The 18019-nt window shown below is 71.1% G+C and carries 18 protein-coding genes; 14 read left to right on the top strand and 4 right to left on the bottom strand.

Features of this window, described 5'->3' with window-relative positions; genetic code table 11:
* Positions 1-103: 103 nt before the first annotated feature.
* The 8 genes from ACFYV5_RS28850 to ACFYV5_RS28815 all read left to right on the top strand — a co-directional run bounded on the left by ACFYV5_RS28850 (position 104) and on the right by ACFYV5_RS28815 (position 7001).
* Positions 104-760, top strand: a complete 657-nt coding sequence (locus tag ACFYV5_RS28850; RefSeq protein WP_389173157.1) for an HAD family hydrolase — start codon at positions 104-106, stop codon at positions 758-760.
* 43 nt (positions 761-803) lie between these two features.
* Positions 804-2006: an MFS transporter gene (locus ACFYV5_RS28845; RefSeq protein WP_355113840.1), complete on the top strand. Its 1203-nt coding sequence runs from the start codon at positions 804-806 to the stop codon at positions 2004-2006.
* Positions 1975-3153: an acetoin utilization protein AcuC gene (locus ACFYV5_RS28840; RefSeq protein WP_389173154.1), complete on the top strand. Its 1179-nt coding sequence runs from the start codon at positions 1975-1977 to the stop codon at positions 3151-3153. Before ACFYV5_RS28845 ends, ACFYV5_RS28840 begins: the two co-directional genes overlap by 32 nt.
* A gap of 135 nt (positions 3154-3288) precedes the next feature.
* Positions 3289-4104: a phosphatase gene (locus ACFYV5_RS28835; RefSeq protein ID WP_355113836.1), complete on the top strand. Its 816-nt coding sequence runs from the start codon at positions 3289-3291 to the stop codon at positions 4102-4104.
* A 128-nt stretch (positions 4105-4232) separates the two neighbouring features.
* Positions 4233-4442, top strand: coding sequence for a helix-turn-helix domain-containing protein (locus ACFYV5_RS28830; protein ID WP_158988220.1), 210 nt, complete (start codon positions 4233-4235; stop codon positions 4440-4442).
* Positions 4443-4574: 132 nt separating this feature from the next.
* A complete protein-coding gene (locus tag ACFYV5_RS28825) occupies positions 4575-4673 on the top strand; it encodes a 30S ribosomal protein bS22 (RefSeq protein ID WP_003948845.1) in 99 nt (32 codons plus the stop codon).
* 205 nt (positions 4674-4878) lie between these two features.
* On the top strand, positions 4879-5919 hold the full coding sequence (locus ACFYV5_RS28820) for an NAD-dependent epimerase/dehydratase family protein (RefSeq protein ID WP_355113834.1): 1041 nt from the start codon (positions 4879-4881) through the stop codon (positions 5917-5919).
* Positions 5920-5921: 2 nt separating this feature from the next.
* Complete coding sequence (locus ACFYV5_RS28815) at positions 5922-7001, top strand: lysophospholipid acyltransferase family protein (RefSeq protein WP_389173151.1); 1080 nt, start codon at positions 5922-5924, stop codon at positions 6999-7001.
* Between the two features lie 76 nt (positions 7002-7077).
* On the opposite strand, the gene ACFYV5_RS28810 is transcribed toward ACFYV5_RS28815, so the two are convergent.
* From ACFYV5_RS28810 to ACFYV5_RS28800, 3 genes are all read right to left on the bottom strand, one after another.
* Positions 7078-8277, bottom strand: a complete 1200-nt coding sequence (locus tag ACFYV5_RS28810; RefSeq protein WP_355113830.1) for a DUF5667 domain-containing protein — start codon at positions 8275-8277, stop codon at positions 7078-7080.
* A gap of 298 nt (positions 8278-8575) precedes the next feature.
* Positions 8576-9367 carry an ECF subfamily RNA polymerase sigma factor, BldN family gene (locus ACFYV5_RS28805; RefSeq protein ID WP_137988687.1) on the bottom strand — a complete coding sequence of 264 codons (792 nt, stop codon included), beginning with the start codon at positions 9365-9367 and terminating at the stop codon, positions 8576-8578.
* 428 nt (positions 9368-9795) lie between these two features.
* Entirely contained in the window at positions 9796-10737 is a 942-nt protein-coding gene (locus tag ACFYV5_RS28800; protein ID WP_355113828.1) for an HAD-IB family hydrolase, read from the bottom strand.
* 137 nt (positions 10738-10874) lie between these two features.
* Here ACFYV5_RS28800 and ACFYV5_RS28795 point away from each other — a divergent pair, with 137 nt between their 5' ends.
* The 6 genes from ACFYV5_RS28795 to hemB all read left to right on the top strand — a co-directional run bounded on the left by ACFYV5_RS28795 (position 10875) and on the right by hemB (position 17447).
* Positions 10875-11162 carry a glutaredoxin family protein gene (locus ACFYV5_RS28795; RefSeq protein ID WP_389173147.1) on the top strand — a complete coding sequence of 96 codons (288 nt, stop codon included), beginning with the start codon at positions 10875-10877 and terminating at the stop codon, positions 11160-11162.
* A 271-nt stretch (positions 11163-11433) separates the two neighbouring features.
* Positions 11434-12225: a redox-sensing transcriptional repressor Rex gene (locus tag ACFYV5_RS28790; protein ID WP_355113824.1), complete on the top strand. Its 792-nt coding sequence runs from the start codon at positions 11434-11436 to the stop codon at positions 12223-12225.
* On the top strand, positions 12222-13586 hold the full coding sequence (locus ACFYV5_RS28785; RefSeq protein ID WP_355113823.1) for a glutamyl-tRNA reductase: 1365 nt from the start codon (positions 12222-12224) through the stop codon (positions 13584-13586). The genes ACFYV5_RS28790 and ACFYV5_RS28785 overlap by 4 nt, the downstream gene beginning before the upstream one ends.
* A complete protein-coding gene (hemC, locus tag ACFYV5_RS28780) occupies positions 13583-14569 on the top strand; it encodes a hydroxymethylbilane synthase (RefSeq protein ID WP_355113821.1) in 987 nt (328 codons plus the stop codon). The genes ACFYV5_RS28785 and hemC overlap by 4 nt, the downstream gene beginning before the upstream one ends.
* Entirely contained in the window at positions 14566-16236 is a 1671-nt protein-coding gene (locus tag ACFYV5_RS28775; protein WP_389173144.1) for a uroporphyrinogen-III synthase, read from the top strand. Before hemC ends, ACFYV5_RS28775 begins: the two co-directional genes overlap by 4 nt.
* A 209-nt stretch (positions 16237-16445) precedes the next feature.
* Positions 16446-17447 carry a porphobilinogen synthase gene (gene hemB / locus ACFYV5_RS28770; RefSeq protein ID WP_389173142.1) on the top strand — a complete coding sequence of 334 codons (1002 nt, stop codon included), beginning with the start codon at positions 16446-16448 and terminating at the stop codon, positions 17445-17447.
* Here the strand turns inward: hemB and ACFYV5_RS28765 are convergent.
* On the bottom strand, positions 17431-17994 hold the full coding sequence (locus tag ACFYV5_RS28765; RefSeq protein WP_389173140.1) for a hypothetical protein: 564 nt from the start codon (positions 17992-17994) through the stop codon (positions 17431-17433). The two genes, hemB and ACFYV5_RS28765, sit on opposite strands and share 17 nt — an antisense overlap.
* Positions 17995-18019 lie beyond the last annotated feature (25 nt).

The following is an 18019-nucleotide window of genomic DNA, read 5'->3' as shown; positions in this document are numbered from 1 at the left end:
TGCAGGGGGGACCCTGTGGGAGAGTAGGACGCCGCCGAACAATCATTGTGGGAAAGCCCCGCACCTTATGGTGCGGGGCTTTTCTGCGTTTAGGGTGAGGTTCATGCGCTATGAACGCTATGAACTGGTCATTTTCGACAACGACGGCGTGCTCGTCGACAGCGAGCCGCTCGCCAACACCATCCTGGCCGGCTATCTCACCGAGCTCGGGCACCCCACCTCCTACGAGGACTCCCTGCGCGACTACATGGGCTCCGCGGTGCACCGGGTGCACGACCTGGTCCATGAGCGGACCGGGCTACGGCTGCCGGAGGACTTCGACGAGACCCTGCACGCGCGCACCTTCGCCGCGTTCGAGCGGGAGCTGGAGCCGGTGCCAGGCGCCGCCGATGTGCTGAAGCGGCTTGTGGCGGAGGGCGTTCCCTACTGCCTCGCGTCCTCCGGGAGTCACCGGCGGATCCGCGTCGGACACCGCAAGACCGGGCTGGACGCGTGGTTCCGCGACGAGAACATCTTCAGCTCGGAGGACGTGGGGCGGGGCAAGCCGGCGCCGGATCTGTTCCTCCACGCGGCCGCCCGCATGGGCGTGGCGCCCGAGCGGTGCGTGGTCGTCGAGGACAGCCGGCTCGGCGTCGAGGCGGCGCTGGCGGCCGGGATGGACGTGTACGGATTCACGGCGATGACCCCGCGCGAGAAGCTGGCGGGGGCCAAGGGCTACGTCGACCGCATGGAGGATCTGCTTCCCACATTGGGTCTGTGATCCATCTACCCAGTGGTAGGGCCGGGTCCTACGCTGTGCCGCCATGACGGATGCGCGGGTGCGGCGTGGGCGGGGATCCCTGGCTCTCAGTTTCTTCGTGCAGGGGGTGACGTTCGCGCTCCTTGTGACCCGAATACCGGCGATCCAGGACCGGTACGGAATCTCGGACGGGCTCCTGCCCGTCTTTCTGGCCGCCGTGCCGATCCTGGCCGGTGTCGCCAGTGTGGGCACCGAGAAGCTGGTGGCCCGTGTGGGCCCTGGGGTGGTGCTGCGGTGGGCGCAGCCGGTCGTCCTCCTGGCGCTGCTCGGGGTCGGGGCGGGGAACCGGCTGTGGCAGGCCGCCGTCGCCCTGGGGGTTTTCGGGCTCGCGGTCGGCGCGCTGGACGCCTCGATGAACATGCTCGGGGTCAGCCTGCAGCGGGCGTACGGGCGGAGCATCATGCTCGGTTTCCACGCCGCGTACAGCCTGGGCGGGATCGCGGGTGCGTCGCTCGCGTGGGCGGGCGCGCACTGGCATCTGCCGCTGTTCGTCTCGTACCTGCCGGTGGTGGCGGTGTTGTTGCCGGCCGCCCTCGTCTCCAGCCGGTGGTACACGCCCGGGGAGGAGCGCGCGGCGACCGTGCCGTACGAGACGAAGAGCGGCGCCGGGGTTTCCTTCAAGCTGCTGCTGCCGCTGTGTCTCGTGATGACGTTCGCGTACATCGGGGACTCGACCGTCTCCAACTGGAGTGCCAAGTATCTCCAGGACGTGCTGGGCAGCTCGGAGGAGCTGGCGACCGTGCCGTACAACGCGTACATGGTGACGACGTTGCTGGGGCGGGCCGTGGGCGACTTCGGGGTGCGGCGGCTGGGGGCCGCCATGGTCGTGCGGGGTGGGGCCGTGCTCGGCGCGGTCGGGTTCGCGGTCGTGGCGGTGGCGCCGGGGCCGTGGGTGGGGATGGCCGGGTTCACCCTCCTCGGGCTCGGGCTGAGCGTGATCGTGCCGCAGACCTTCGCGGCCGCCGGGCGGCTCTTCCCCGGTGCGAGCGATGCGGCGGTCGCGCGGCTCAATGTCTTCAACTACGTCGGGTTCCTGATCGGGTCCCCGCTGGTCGGGGCGCTGGGCGACGCCTGGAGCTATCGGGGGGCGATGCTCGTGCCGATGGTGCTGGTCCTGGCGACGGTGGCGTACGCCACGTCGTTCGGTTCTCAACGAGCCCGATACGGTGGCGGGCATGAGCGGCCGCGCACTGTTGATGTGGGATGAAGCTGTCACGGGGTACGACTTCGGGCCCGAACATCCGATGGACCCGGTGCGTCTCGCGCTGACCATGGGGTTGGTACGGGCGTACGGGCTCGACCGGGCCGTGGACGTGGTGGCGGCGAAGCCGGCCGGGGACTCGACGCTCCGGCTGGTGCACCGTGGGGACTACGTGGCGGCGGTGCGGGCCGCCTCGGCGAATCCGAGGGCGGCGGATCAGGCGTACGGGCTCGGGACGGTCGACGATCCCGCCTTCGCCGGGATGCACGAGGCGTCCGCGCTGATCGCCGGCCAGTCGGTGGGCGCGGCGGAGGCGGTGTGGCGCGGGGAGGCCGCGCACGCGGTGAACTTCGCGGGCGGGCTGCACCACGCGATGCCGGGGAGCGCGTCCGGGTTCTGTATCTACAACGACGCGTCGCTGGCCATCGCCCGCCTGCTGGAACTGGGTGCGGAGCGGGTCGCGTACGTGGATGTGGACGTGCACCACGGGGACGGGGTGCAGGCGGCTTTCTGGGACGACCCGCGGGTTCTCACGATCTCGCTGCACGAGCATCCTCGGACGCTGTTCCCGCAGACGGGCTGGCCGGAGGAGACGGGCGCGACGGGTGCGGGCCAGGGGTCCGCGGTGAACGTGGCGCTGCCGGCGGGGACCGGGGACGCGGGGTGGCTGCGGGCCTTCCACGCCGTCGTGCCGGAGCTGCTCGCGGACTTCCGGCCGCAGGTGCTGGTGACGCAGCACGGCGCGGACACGCACTTCGAGGATCCGCTGGCGCATCTGGCGGTGTCGCTGGACGCGCAGCGGGCCGTGCAGGTGGCCTGTCACGAGCTCGCGCACGCGCACGTGGACGGCGGGAAGTGGGTCGCGCTGGGCGGCGGCGGGTACGCGGTGGTGGATGTGGTGCCGCGGTCGTGGACGCATCTGGTGGGGATCGCCGGGCACGCGGAGATCGCTCCCGAGTCGGTGATCCCGTCGTCCTGGCGGGACCTGGTGTACGCGCGGACGCGGCAGCCGGGGCCGATACGGATGACGGACGGGCGGTGGCCGGTGGGCTGGCGAGGCTGGGAGGAGGGCTACGACCCGGCGGACCGGCTGGACCAGGCGGTGCTGGCGACCCGGCGGGCGGCGTTCCCGCTCAGGGGTCTGCTCGCGTAGGGACAGTACCCGCCGAACGCGCGGAATTCGGCCGCGCCCGGCCGAACCCGCGCACCGGCCACATGGTTACGCCAACTGTGCGGTGTGGTAGGTGTTTTGACCCGCTGTCGGGCCGACTGGGGCAGCATCGGTCGGGTGCTGAGTACCGGGGCGCTGCGGGCGCATTTGTTGGCGGCGGGGTTGGCTGGGACGGTGGCGACCTCGCGGGAGCAGAGTCTGCGGAGTTACCGGCTCTTCGCCGCGCGGGATCCGCGGGTGATGCTGGGCCTCGACCCCGACTGGGAGTGGGGCGAGGGTGAGTTGTTGCGGCTGATGGCCGACAAGTGCGGGGTGTCCGGGGATCCGGCGCACCGTTCGGGGCCCGATGTCATCGATCCGGAGCGGACGTTGGGCGGGCTCGACGCGTTCGCCGCGCGGCTGGGGGAGGCGGCGGGCCGACGGGCTCCGGTGCTGTTCGGGACCGGTCATCCGCATCGTCTGCTCGGCTTCTACGCAGCACTCGCAGACGCTTTGTCGGCGGCGGGATGTCTTGTTCTCACACCCGCGCAGGGGCGATGTGTCGACATAACGACCCGGTTCGGTCTACGCACGTACATCCTCGACTACGTACGAGGTGTCGCGCTGGTGCGAGAACCCGGTCTGCCGGGAACGGGGCGTGAGACGGGGGCGCACACGCACTCGCCGCTGCCGGTTAGGGCCGCTCTCGAGGGCGCGGTGGAGGGCGGCTGGCCGCTCCCGGAGCTCGTCGTCGGGGACCACGGCTGGGTCTGCGGAGCAGGTCAGCTGGGTTTTGAGGCCATCGGCCTGGCGGATACGGACGATCCCGCGCTGTTCGTCGGGGAAGCGGAGGGGCGGGTCTCCGTGGCCGTTCCGCTTGATGACGCCGTACGGTCCGACTACTACCGCCCGCTCACTCGCTATGTACTCAATCGAGCGAGTCTGTCACGGTAAACGGCCGATGGCTGCTCCTCTTCCCCACTCGTACCACCCGCCCCTAGTCTGGAGCGTGAGCGCACAGCGACGCAGGGTCACCGGAGGGGAAGCCGGTGGGCGTCGTGTGCGGAAGGTACAGGTGGGTCATGGCTGCTGGCGATCGACCTCTCAACGAGGTCAAGTTTCTGACCGTGGCGGAAGTCGCCTCGGTGATGCGAGTGTCGAAGATGACCGTGTACCGCTTGGTGCACAGCGGTCATCTGCCGGCGATCCGGGTGGGCAGGTCCTTCCGGGTTCCGGAACAGGCGGTTCACGAGTACCTCAGGGAGTCCTTCGTGGGGGTGGAGACCGCGTAGCGGGCGCGCGGGCCGGAGCTCGGCCACCCCTCGGATTACAAGGTCGGTGCTCTGGGCGGTAGGCTAAGCCCTCGTAGGTCGTGTGGGCCCAGACGCCCCGCACCGAGTGAAGAGAAGTGAGCGAGGGTAGTCGTGGGCTCTGTTATCAAGAAGCGGCGCAAGCGGATGGCCAAGAAGAAGCACCGCAAGCTGCTCAAGCGCACCCGCGTTCAGCGTCGCAACAAGAAGTAAGCGACGGCTGGAACGACGGCTGTTTGTGCGTCGAGCGTGGCCCCCCACCGGTTCCGGATGGGGGGTCACGCTTTTTTCGGCCGCGTTCCCCCCGGTTGCCCACGGCAGTCATCGCAGCGCAACGACGAGGCGCTACGGTGGCGCACAGGCCCCTGGGAAGAACCGCGGGGCTGAACCGACGGAGAACCGACGGAAGGCGCTGATCTTGGGCAAGGTCGTGCTCGTCACCGGTGCGGCGCGGCATCTCGGAGGCCGTTTCGTACGGCGGGTCCAGCGGGATCCCGAGGTGGACCGGGTGGTCGCCGTGGACGCGGTCGCGCCGGCGCACGATCTCGGCAGGGCCGAATTCGTCCGGGCGGACATCCGCCAGCCCGCCATCGCCAAGGTGCTCGCGGAGCACGACGTGGACACGGTCGTCCATATGGACGTCACGGGTACGGCGCTGGGCGCCGGCGGCCGGACGTCGATCAAGGAGACCAACGTCATCGGCACGATGCAGCTCCTCGGCGCCTGCCAGAAGTCGCCGCGGATCGCACGGCTCGTGATCAAGTCCAGTACGAGTGTCTACGGCTCCGCACCGCGCGACCCGGCCGTCTTCACGGAGACGACACCGCCCAAGTCGCTGCCGAGCGGTGGATTCGCCAAGGACGCCGTCGAGGTCGAGGGGTACGTACGGGGCTTCGCGCGGCGCCGCCCGGACGTGGCCGTGTGCGTGCTGCGGTTCGCGAACATTCTCGGGCCCCGGGTGGACTCCCCGCTGGCCGAGTATCTGTCGCTGCCCGTCATGCCGACTGTCTTCGGGTACGACCCGAGGCTGCAGTTCGTGCACGAGGACGATGTGATCGACGTCCTGGACCTCTCCTCGCGCGAGCCGCGCCGGGCGACGCTGAACAGCGGCACCTTCAACGTGGCCGGCGACGGCGTAGTGCTGCTGTCGCAGTGCGCGCGGCGGCTCGGGCGGCCGACGGTGCCGGTGCTGCTGCCGGCGGTCACCTGGGTCGGCTCCGCGCTCCGGACGGTCGGCGTGACCGACTTCTCGCCGGAGCAGATCCGGCTGCTCACCCACGGCCGGGTGGTCTCCACGGTCCAGATGCGCGAGACGCTGGGGTTCGAGCCGCGGTTTACGACGGCCGAGACGTTCGCGGACTTCGCCCGCAGCCGTGGGCCGGGGCTGCTTCCGCCGGAGGCACTCGCGGGGGCCGTGGACCGGGTCGCGGCCCGGCTGGATCAGAAGGAGCCCAGGTAACGATGGCGGACGCCAAGGTCATTCCGTTCGACGACGACCGTTCACGGGCGCGGCGGCGGCCGCCCGGCAGGGCGGGGCGCGATGCCGCCGTACGCGCCCTGCCGGGCCAGCAGGGGCCGGAGGGGCCCGCGTTCGCCTCGGAGGCCGCCGAGCCGGTGGGGGAGCCGCAGGACGCCCAGACAGGGCCCGCCGCGGGGCCGGAGTCGACGGAGGCGGCCGGGGCGGTGGCGGGGGAGCGTGGGCGCGGGTGGGAGCGGCGGCTCGCGGGCGGGCTGGCGTTCCTGCGGCGGCGTGTGACGGGCGAGTACGAGGTCGACGAGTTCGGTTACGACAAGGAGCTCACCGACCAGGTGCTCATGTCGCTGGTGCGGCCGCTCGCCGAGAAGTACTTCCGGGTGGAGGTGAAGGGGGTCGAGAACATCCCCTCGGACGGTGGCGCCCTGGTCGTCGCGAACCACTCGGGGACGCTGCCGCTGGACGGTCTGATGATGCAGGTCGCCGTGCACGACCACCATCCGGCGGGGCGGCATCTGCGGCTGCTCGCCGCCGATCTGGTCTTCATGCTGCCGGTGATCAACGAGCTGGCCCGCAAGGCCGGGCACACGCTGGCGTGCGCGGAGGACGCGGAGCGGCTGCTGCAGGCCGGCGAGATCGTGGGCGTGATGCCGGAGGGGTTCAAGGGCATCGGGAAGCCGTTCAGCGAGCGCTACAAGCTCCAGCGCTTCGGCCGGGGCGGCTTCGTCTCGACGGCACTGCGGGCCGGGGTGCCGATCGTGCCGTGCTCGATCGTGGGCGCGGAGGAGATCTATCCGATGCTGGGCAACGCGAAGACGCTGGCGCGGGTCCTGGGTATCCCGTACTTCCCGATCACGCCGACGTTCCCGTGGCTGGGGCCGCTGGGTGCGGTGCCGCTGCCGACGAAGTGGACGATCCAGTTCGGCGAGCCGATCGCGACGGACGGCTATCCGCCGGAGGCGGCGGAGGACCCGATGCTGATGTTCAACCTGACGGACCAGGTCCGGGAGCAGATCCAGCACACGCTCTACAAGCTGCTGGTGCAGAGGCGGTCCGTGTTCTTCTGAGCCGGGGTGAGCCGCCGGTTCTGTCGGCGGTACGACGATGGGGTGCCCCTCCACTGAGGGGCACCCCATCGTCGTCTCAGTGAGCGTCCGTGCTGTCGACGCCCAGGCCGGGGAGCAGGCCCGGCAGCAGGGGCGGGATCGTGACATCCGGCATCGGGGGCGTCGCCTGGCCGGCCGAGGGGGTCGGCGGCATGCCCGTCGGCGGGGTGTCCAGCAGGCCGCCCGTGTTGCCGCCCAGCAGCCCGTCGCTCTCCGGGGAGCCCGAGCCGGAGCCCGAGGGCTGGGGTCGACCGGAGCCTTCGCCGCCCGTGGAGGGGGCGGCGGGGGAGGACGGCGGACGCTGGGTCTGCGTACGCGGGGTGTCCTGCGGCGAGCCGGGATCGCCGGTGCCGGCCGCACCCTTCTCCGGGGTGCGCGGCAGCATCCCCTGGAGCGGCTCGACCTCTTCGTCTATGGCGACGAAGACGTCGTTCACCTCGTTGCCGACGTCCGTGAGCTGTACGGGCAGCCGGTCGCGCAAGCCGATCCAGGTGGTGCGGTGGGCCTGGGCGAACGAGTTGAGCCGGGCCATGGGGCCGATCTCGCCGTCCCGTTCGTACGCCTGGCGCAGCAGCCGGTGGCCCTCGGAGGCGTCGTGCTTCATGCCGCCGAGGACCCGGCGGATCTCGCCGAGCGACTCGTGGTCGAGGTGGCCGGCGCGGCCCCGTTCCATGAGTCTGCGGGCCTCGCTGAGCCGGGTCGATGCCTGGTCCAGGAAGATCCCGCCCCGCTCGGAGTCGTCGTCGGCCATGCCGCGCTTGATGTCTTCCATGCCGCGCTTCAGCCCGTAGAGCGAGTCACCGGGGAGGGCGTCGGAGCTGGCAGCGGCCACACCGCTGAAAGCGCCCGCGGCCACACCGACCGTGAGGCCGCCCGCCGCGATGCCCTTCGACCAGCGGGAGCGGGGGCGCAATTTCCGGAGCGGGGAGGCCCGGTGGGCGCCCCGTCCGCTCGGTGACCGCTGCTCCGGCACCGTAGGGCCCGCGGCCGCGCTCCCCTCCGCGAGCATCGCTTCCATGGCGGCGACGAGCTGGGCTCGTTGCACCACCTTGACCTCAGGGTCCAGCTTCGGCTTCGGCAGCTCGCCGAGGCCGTTCGCCAGGGCCAACAGCCGCCCTTGTTCGGCCGGTTCGGCCGACGCCTCGGGCTGTTCGGCCGTCGCGTCCTCGGGCGTCCGATCATCCAGGGCCTGGGCGAAGGCGTTCGCCCGCCGGTGCGCCGATACGTTCGCGATCACTGGCGGCACCTCCTCTCGTCATGACGGTCGACTCCCCGCGGTGTCCGGGAGGTTGCACGCCTTGAACACATCCACACGAAAGAGTGAGTGGCTGCGGGCATGGCGTGACCACAGGGAGCCTGCATTCCGCACAACGAGCGGCGCGGCACTTGGGTTACGCGCGAAAGATGATCGGACCAGTGCGTCATCGAGGCGTCACCGACTGTGAGTTGGACGGGGGTCGGGGGACGTGGGGGATTGGGCGGGGGGGAAGGGCGCGTCGCGGTGGGTGGGGGCGCGTGTGGGGGGCGCGAAGCGGTCAGCGGGCGTCGTCCGGGAGCAGGCGTGCCAGGGTGCGCACGGCCCGGTACTGGAGGGTCTTGATCGCGCCCTCGTTCTTGCCCATGACCCGGGCCGTCTCGGCGACCGAGAGGCCCTGCAGGAAGCGCAGGGTCACGCACTCCTGCTGCTGGGGGTTGAGCCGGCGGACGGCGTCGAGCAGGGCCGCGTTGGAGAGGGACTCCAGGACGGAGTCCTCGGGGCTGCGCTCGACCTCGTTGGCGTCGAGCATCTCGCCCGTGGTCACTTCCAGCCGGAACCGGCTCGACTTGAAGTGGTCGGCGACCAGGTTGCGGGCGATGGTGACCAGCCAGGCACCGAAGTCACGGCCCTGCCAGGTGAAGGTGGAGATCCGGCGCAGGGCGCGCAGGAACGTCTCGCTCGTGAGGTCTTCCGCTGTCGCCTTTCCGCCGACGCGGTAGTAGATGTAGCGATAGACCGTGTCGCTGTACTGGTCGTACAGGCGGCCGAAGGCCTCGGCCTCACCGGCCTGGGCCCGCTCGACGAGGTCCATCATGCGAGCGCTGTCGCTGTCGGCGGTGGGGCGGCGGGCGGCGGTCGAGGTTCCGGTGCCGCCGCGGCTGCCCCGTCTGCCGACAGCGGCTCCGCTCTCGGCGAGGGCATAACAAGGACCGGCGGGTGCCGGTGCGGCGAAGGCAAAGGCGGGGACAGGGCCGGCATACGCGGTGGGGACGAAGCCGCGCAAGTGGTCGAGGACCGTTGCGCGCAGCGTAGCCAGGCCCGAGGCGTCAACCCCGACGTGTGGGTACACGGGACTCCCAGAGGCAGAGCTTCCATCACGTGCAGTGCGGGACCGTTCACTCGCCGTGGCGACGTGTGGGTTCCGTTGTGCGTCTGAGGAGAATAACGCTTCGTACAGGCAGCGCTACACCCAGTTGCGTAAATCATCGATTCCGTCGTACCTGTAACCGCTTGTGGACGGGATCACTCACAGTTCGTGACCGATTGTTGATCGGATTGCTTCCGAGTGTGACTACGCGCACGCTCTGTTGTGCTCGAGTGGAGAGTCGGAGAGTCACCCGGCCCGCTGCTGGGTAGGGAGACGGGAATGCCCGCGGGTCGACCTGTGCGGTCCTGTTCGACCACGTACGGGTGAGGGCGATGGGTCCCGGGTTGTCGCAGGTGATCGCAGCCGAAACGTATCGGCGGGGCGGGACGCGGGCCGGGTGGAGAGCGGGGTCAGCGGCGGCGGCGGTGCAGGGCGACCGCGGCGGCCGTGCCGCCCGCCAGCGCGCCGACTCCCGCCGCGGCGGGGATGCCGACCTTGGCCGCCTTGCGGCCCGTGCGGTAGTCGCGCAGCCGCCATTCACGCGCCTTGGCGTACTTCCGCAGCTTGGTGTCCGGGTTGATGGCGTACGGATGTCCCACCAGCGAGAGCATCGGGATGTCGTTGTGCGAGTCGCTGTAGGCGGCGCAGCGGTCGAGGTCCAGGCCCTCGGCGGCGGCCAGGGCGCGTACGGCCTCCGCCTTGGCGGGTCCGTGCAGCGGCTCGCCGACCAGCTTGCCGGTGTAGACGCCGTCGACGGACTCGGCGACCGTGCCGAGCGCGCCGGTCAGGCCGAGGCGCCGGGCGATGATCGTGGCCGTCTCGACCGGGGCGGCCGTGACGAGCCAGACCTTCTGACCGGCGTCGAGGTGGGCCTGGGCGAGCGCGCGGGTGCCGGGCCAGATCCGGTCGGCCATGTACTCGTCGTAGATCTCCTCGCCGATCGACATCAGCTCGGAGACGCGGTGGCCCTTGACGATGGACAGGGCGCTGTCGCGGGCGTCCTGCATGTGCTCCGGGTCCTCGACGCCGGCCAGCCGGAACCACGCCTGCTGCCAGGCGAACCTGGCGAGTTCACGCCGCTGGAAGAACTTCCGCTTGTACAGGCCGCGGCCGAAGTGGAAGATCGCGGCGCCCTGCATGACGGTGTTGTCGAGGTCGAAGAAGGCGGCGGCCTCGGCGTCGCCCACGACCGGGAACTCGGGCTCGGACGGCTCGGTCCGCGCCGCGGCCTCCCGCTCCAGTTCGAGCTGCTGCGAGGTCTTGCGCGCCGCTTCGGCGGCGGCCTCGCCTGCCAGAACGCTGCGCGCGGTGGCGGAGCGCCTACGGGGGGTGAGCCATCCCAGAGCGGCCATGCCGTGAGCATAGCCAGTCTGTTCGGTACTTCCCGACCTCTCCGGGTGCCGCGGCGTGAACACCTCGCGACTCTCCCGTTAAACGGACAAGGGGGGAGCAAGCTGGAGAGAGGGGGCACGGTTCCCGGCAGCGCAGAATGGACGGCATGTTTGGACGGACGAAGAAGAAGGACGTACCCGTCGCCGCCTCGCGGACCGTGACGCTGATCGGGAAGCCCGGCTGCCACCTCTGTGACGACGCCCGGGCCGTGATCGAGGCGGTCTGCGCGGAGACCGGGGCGCGTTGGGAGGAGAAGGACATCACCCAGGACGAGGAGCTTCACCGGGCGTACTGGGAGCAGATCCCCGTGGTCCTGGTCGACGGTGAGCAGCACACCTTCTGGCGTGTGGACGCCGGGCGCCTTCGGCGCGAACTGGGTGCCTGACCGGAAGACGGTTACCATCATGGACGTTTTGTGACGTTCGGGGGCGCGATCGTGAGGAGAGTGTGCGGTTTTGCCCCCTTCGGCTTCTCAACGGACTGAAGCGCTCCACGGTTCCGTCATGGCGCGAACCGGCCGCGTGACCCCGGTCACTTTGGCCGGACAAAACGGACACCATCTTTGTGCACGCGTTCACAAAGACATAGCCTGCATTCGACGGGGCGGTCACGGGACATCTGGCCGCCTGCAGCCCCGCTCATCCCGCAGGAGCACCGTGGCAACTGGCCGAACTCACCGACCGGCGACCCGCAGCCGAGGCATCCCCGAGGCCACCGTCGCCCGGCTTCCGCTGTATCTGCGTGCGCTCACCGCACTGTCGGAGCGCTCCGTACCCACGGTCTCCTCCGAGGAGCTCGCAGCCGCGGCGGGGGTCAACTCCGCGAAGCTGCGCAAGGACTTCAGCTACCTCGGCTCGTACGGCACGAGGGGCGTCGGCTACGACGTCGAGTACCTCGTCTACCAGATCTCCCGCGAGCTCGGCCTGACCCAGGACTGGCCGGTCGTCATCGTCGGTATCGGTAACCTCGGCGCCGCGCTCGCCGGCTACGGCGGCTTCGCCTCCCGTGGCTTCCGCGTCGCCGCGCTGATCGACGCCGATCCCGCCATGACCGGCAAGCCGGTCGCCGGGATCCCCGTCCAGCACAGCGACGACCTCGAGAAGATCATCGAGGAGGACGGCGTCTCCATCGGTGTCATCGCGACCCCGGCCGGCGTGGCCCAGCAGGTATGCGACCGGCTCGTGGCCGCCGGAGTCACCTCCATCCTGAACTTCGCCCCGACCGTGCTCTCCGTGCCCGACGGCGTGGACGTACGCAAGGTCGACCTCTCCATCGAGCTGCAGATCCTCGCCTTCCACGAGCAGCGCAAGGCGGGCGAGGAGGCGGAGGCCGAGAACGCCGCCGTGCCCGCCCCGCCCACGGCCCTCGACCCGGCGGCCGAGCCGCAGCGCAAGGGCACCGGCCGCAAGGGACCCGACGGGGACGTCCCCGCCGTGATGCCGGCATGAGCCTCCTCGTCGTCGGCCTCAGCCACCGCAGCGCTCCGGTCAGCATCCTCGAGAGGGCCTCCCTCGCCGCGGACACGCAGATCAAGCTGCTCCAGGACACCCTCGCCGCCGAACCGGCCGCCGAGGGCGCGGTCCTGGCCACCTGCAACCGCATCGAGCTCTACGCCGACGTGGACAAGTTCCACGCCGGTGTCGCCGAGCTGTCCACGCTGCTCGCCCAGCACAGCGGCGTGGGCCTCGAAGAGCTGACCCCCTATCTCTACGTGCACTACGAGGACCGGGCCGTCCACCACCTCTTCTCGGTGGCGTGCGGGCTTGACTCCATGGTCGTCGGCGAGGGCCAGATCCTCGGCCAGATCAAGGACGCCCTCGCGCTCGGCCAGGAACTGCACACCGCGGGCCGCCTCCTCAACGACCTGTTCCAGCAGGCGCTGCGGGTCGGCAAGCGCGCCCACAGCGAGACCGGGATCGACCGGGCCGGGCAGTCGCTCGTCACCTTCGGCCTGGAGCAGCTCGCCGGCAGCACGGTCGGCGCCGACGTCGACGCCTGGGCCGCCGGCAAGCGCGCCCTGGTCATCGGGGCCGGTTCGATGTCCTCGCTGGCCGCCGCCACGCTCGCGCGCGTCGGCGTCTCCGAGATCGTGATCGCCAACCGTACGAGCGCCCGTGCCGAACGCCTCGTACAGATCCTGACCGAGCCCGGGGGCACGGGAGTGGCCGCACGCGCGGTCGAGATGGTTGCCGTCGGCGACGAACTGACACGTGCCGACGTCGTCGTCTCCTGCACCGGAGCCACCGGACTCGTCCTGACCGGCGAGGCCGTCGAGACCGCGATGAAGGACCGTACGGCCCCGCTCGCTCTGCTCGACCTGGCCATGCCCCGCGACATCGACGCCGCCGTCCACCGCATGGCGGGCGTCCGGCTCGTCGACATCGAGTCGCTGGCGGACGCCTCCGCCGACGCCCCGATGGCCGCCGACGTCGACCAGGTGCGCGCGATCGTCTCCGACGAGGTGGCCGCCTTCGGCGCCGCCCAGCGCGCCGCGCACATCACCCCGACGGTGGTCGCCCTGCGCACCATGGCCGCCGATGTCGTCGCGGGCGAGGTGGCCCGGCTCGAGGGCCGGCTGCCCGACCTCGACGACAAGCAGCGCGCCGAGATCGCCCAGACCGTGCGCCGGGTGGTCGACAAGCTCCTGCACGCGCCGACCGTGCGGGTCAAGCAGCTGGCCAGCGAGCCCGGCGGCGCCGGGTACGCCGACGCGCTGCGGACACTCTTCGACCTCGACCCGGAGACGGTCGCCTCCGTCTCCCGGGCCGACCTGAATGACGCCGACGTCAAGAACCGAGGGCGAGTATGACCGAGAGGGCACTGAGGCTCGGGACCAGGCGCAGCAAACTCGCCATGGCCCAGTCCGGGCATGTGGCCGACGCCGTCCGGCGGCTGACCGGCCGGCCCGTCGAGCTCGTGGAGATCACGACGTACGGGGACGTGTCGCGTGAGCACCTCGCGCAGATCGGCGGTACGGGAGTGTTCGTCGCCGCCCTGCGCGACGCGCTCCTGGCCGGCGAGGTGGACTTCGCCGTCCACTCCCTGAAGGACCTGCCGACCACGCAGCACCCGGACCTGGCGCTGGCCGCCATCCCCGAGCGCGAGGACCCGCGCGACGTGCTGGTCGCCCGCCAGGGACTGAGGCTCGACCGGCTGCCGCAGGGCGCCCGGATCGGCACCGGTTCGCCGCGCCGGATGGCCCAGCTCAACGCGTACGCGCGCAGCCACGGGCTGACCATCGAGACCGTGCCGATCCGCGGGAACATCGACACCCGCGTCGGATACGTACGTGGTGGGGAGCTGGACGCGGTGGTTCTCGCCGCGGCCGGTCTCAACCGCATCGGCGGGACGGAGGAGCTCACCGGCTCCCTGTCGCTCGACCACCTGTCGGTCGACACCGTCCTGCCCGCCCCCGGCCAGGGGGCCCTGGCGATCGAGTGCGTGGCGTCCGACGCCGCCCTCGTCGCCGCGCTCGCCGAGCTCGACGACCCGCACACCAGGGCCGCCGTGACCGCCGAGCGATCCCTGCTCGCCGCCCTGGAGGCCGGCTGCTCCGCACCCGTGGGTGCGCTGGCCGACCTGCTGGCCGAGGATTCCGGCCGCGGGCAGATTGTCACCGAGATGCGCCTGCGCGGCGTCGTCGGCACCACCGACGGCTCGACGCTGGTGCAGCTGTCCACCACCGGTCCCGTACCCGCGTCGCACGACGAGGCGATGGCGCTCGGACGCGAACTCGCGGACGAGATGCTCGCCAAGGGTGCGGCCGGTCTTATGGGGGAGCGAGCACTTTGAGCCCCACCAGCCCGACCACCAGCCCCGCGTCCCCGGCCTTCCCCGGTCCAGGGAGCGTCACCTTCCTCGGCGCCGGACCAGGCGATCCAGGACTGCTGACCCTCCGGGCCGTCGAAGCCCTAGCCGGCGCGGACGTCCTGATCGCCGAGCCGGAGGTGCTCGAAGTCGTCCGGTGCCATGCGCGCGCGGGCGTGAGCACGCCTGAGCTGACGATTGTTGACGAGGCGTCAACAACCGCCGGTGTCCCCGTGTTGAGGGATGCGACCAATCTTGTCATGGAGGCCGCACGGGGCGGCAAGCGGGTCGTCCGTGCGGTGACCGGCGACCCCGGCCTCGACGGAAACGCAGGTCAGGAGATGCTGGCCTGCGCCACCGCGGGCATCCCCTTCGAGGTCGTGCCCGGTGTCGCCACGGCCGTCGGCGTACCCGCGTACGCCGGTGTCCCGCTGCGCGACGCGCAGGGCACCGATGTGCGCTTCGTGGACGCCCGTACCGCCGACGACCGCTGCTGGACCGAGGTCGGTGCATCGGACGGCACCGTGGTCGTGTCCACGACGTTGGACTCGGTGGCGGCGGCGGCCGGAGAGCTGGTGGCGGCTGGCCGTAAGCCGGACACCCCGCTCACCGTGACCATCGGCGGCACGACGACCCGGCAGCGGACCTGGACCGCGACGCTCGGCACGATCGCGCAGGTCTTCAAGCAGGGGAAGGTGCTCCCCTCGCCCGAGGGCCACCGTCCGGTCATAGCCGTGGTCGGCGAGCGCAGCGCCCCGGCGCAGCGGGACCAGCTGGCGTGGTTCGAGTCGAAGCCGCTCTTCGGGTGGCGGGTGCTCGTGCCGCGCACCAAGGAGCAGGCCGCGTCGCTCTCCGACCAGCTTCGTTCGTACGGTGCGGTGCCGCACGAGGTGCCGACGATCGCCGTCGAGCCGCCGCGGACGCCGCAGCAGATGGAGCGAGCGGTCAAGGGTCTGGTGACCGGCCGCTACGAGTGGATCGCCTTCACGTCGGTCAACGCGGTGAAGGCGGTGCGGGAGAAGTTCGAGGAGTACGGGCTCGACGCCCGGGCCTTCGCCGGGATCAAGGTCGCGGCGGTCGGCGAGCAGACGGCCGCGGCGCTGGTCGACTTCGGTGTGAAGCCGGACCTGGTGCCGAGCGGCGAGCAGTCGGCCGCGGGGCTCCTGGAGGACTGGCCGCCGTACGACCCGGTCTTCGACCCGATCGACCGCGTCTTCCTGCCGCGGGCGGACATCGCGACGGAGACGCTGGTCGCCGGGCTGATCGAGCTCGGGTGGGAGGTCGACGACGTCACCGCCTACCGGACGGTGCGGGCGTCGCCGCCGCCGGCGGACACGCGTGAGGCGATCAAGGGTGGCGGCTTCGACGCTGTTCTGTTCACGTCCTCCTCGACGGTGCGGAACCTGGTGGGGATCGCCGGGAAGCCGCACAACGTGACGGTCATCGCCTGTATCGGTCCGGCGACCGCGAAGACGGCGGAGGAGCACGGGCTGCGGGTGGACGTGCTCTCGCCGGAGCCGTCGGTGCACAAGCTCGCGGAGGCGCTGGCGGACTTCGGTCTGCGGCGGCGGGCGGCGGCGCTGGAGGCGGGGGATCCGGTGACGCGGCCGAGTGAGCGGCGACCGGGCGCGAGACGGCGCCGGACGACGTAGTCGCGCGTGGCGCACGGGGGGCGGGACCTTGTGAAGGGTCCCGCCCCCCGGTGCGTAGGGGCACAGGGGCGGACGCGCCCGCAGGGGCGCCGTCCGTTGTGCCCACCCGTTCCGCCCTAGCGGAACGAATGCCCACAACTCGTCTCGGGGAACGTATGCCCACAACTCGTCGGCAAAGGCTGGGGCTCCACCGGCGTAGCCTCGGGCGTATGAACTCGTACGGAACCTTTCCCGGGGCGCGGCCGCGGCGGCTGCGGACGACTCCTGCCATGCGGCGGATGGTGGCCGAGACGCGGCTGAGCCCGGCCGATCTGATCCTGCCCGCGTTCGTGCGGGAGGGGATCGGCGAGCCCCGGCCGATCGCCGCGATGCCCGGCGTGGTGCAGCACTCGCGGGACACCCTGCGCAAGGCCGCCGTGGAGGCGCTGGAGGCCGGTGTCTCCGGGATCATGCTGTTCGGCGTGCCCGAGGACGAGAAGAAGGACGCCGCCGGTACCGCGGGCACGGACCCGGACGGGATCCTGCAGGTCGCGATCAGGGACGTGAAGGCCGAGGTCGGGGACGACCTGGTGATCATGTCCGATCTCTGCCTCGACGAGTACACCGCCCACGGGCACTGCGGCGTCCTGGACGCGCACGGGCGCGTCGACAACGACGCCACGCTGGAACGTTACGCCGAGATGGCCCAGGTCCAGGCCGACGCCGGAGTCCACGTCGTCGGGCCGTCCGGGATGATGGACGGCCAGGTCGGGGTGGTCCGGGACGCGCTGGACACCATCGGCAAGGAGGACGTGTCGATCCTCGCGTACACGGTGAAGTACTCCTCCGCCTTCTACGGCCCCTTCCGCGAGGCCGTCGGCTCGTCCCTGCAGGGTGACCGCAAGACCTACCAGCAGGACCCGGCCAACGTGCGGGAGTCGCTGCGGGAGCTGGCGCTGGACCTGGAGGAGGGCGCCGACATGGTCATGGTGAAGCCCGCGGGTCCCTACCTGGACGTGCTGGCGAAGGTCGCCGAGGCCGTGGACGTGCCCGTCGCCGCGTACCAGATCAGCGGTGAGTACGCGATGGTCGAGGCGGCGGCCGAGAAGGGTTGGATCGACCGCGACAGGGCCATCTTCGAGACGCTCACCGGGATCAGGCGCGCGGGTGCGCACATGATCCTGACGTACTGGGCGACCGAGGTCGCCCAGAAGCTCAGTCGTCGAGCCTGACGGCTTCTCGTACGACTCCTCGATAGGGACGGAACCGCAGGACGGTTCCGTCCCCTTCGTCGTCATGGGCGGTGAGGACGTGGACGCGTCTGCCGTCCTCGCCGCGGTGGATGTACTGGGCGACGCCGTCGTCGGAGCGGCTGACGCTGAGGCTGAGGCCGCGGAGAGGGGTCTCCCGAAGCCGCACGACGCGGGGGCGGCTGTAGCGGCCGGGCGGGCCCTCCGTGACCAGGGCCTGGATGGACTCGGCGATGGCCCGCTGGTTGGCGGGGTCGGCGGCGAACTCGAAGTGGGCGGCCGGGTCCGTCCACTGGGCGTAGTTGAGGATCGTGCGGCCGTCGGAGCCCGCCAGGCAGTGGCGGGAGAGGAACGCCTCGGGCAGCCGGGCCCGCGCCCAGGTGTCCACGACGGCGTCCATCACGACGCGTCGGCGCTCGGCGTTCTCCGTGTACCACTCGGAGATGAGCACGAGACCGGCGTCCGGGCGGGCCAAGGCCGGGAGGGCACCGGATTCCACGAGCCCCGTTCCCGCTAAATAGTTAGTCATGACTAACAGTTTCGGGGGTGCGCCC

The sequence above is a fragment of the Streptomyces sp. NPDC003035 genome (genome assembly GCF_042888285.1).
Taxonomy (GTDB): Bacteria; Actinomycetota; Actinomycetes; order Streptomycetales; family Streptomycetaceae; genus Streptomyces.
The sequence above is the reverse complement of the archived record's forward strand: the minus strand, read 5'-3'. Positions and strand labels throughout refer to the sequence as shown.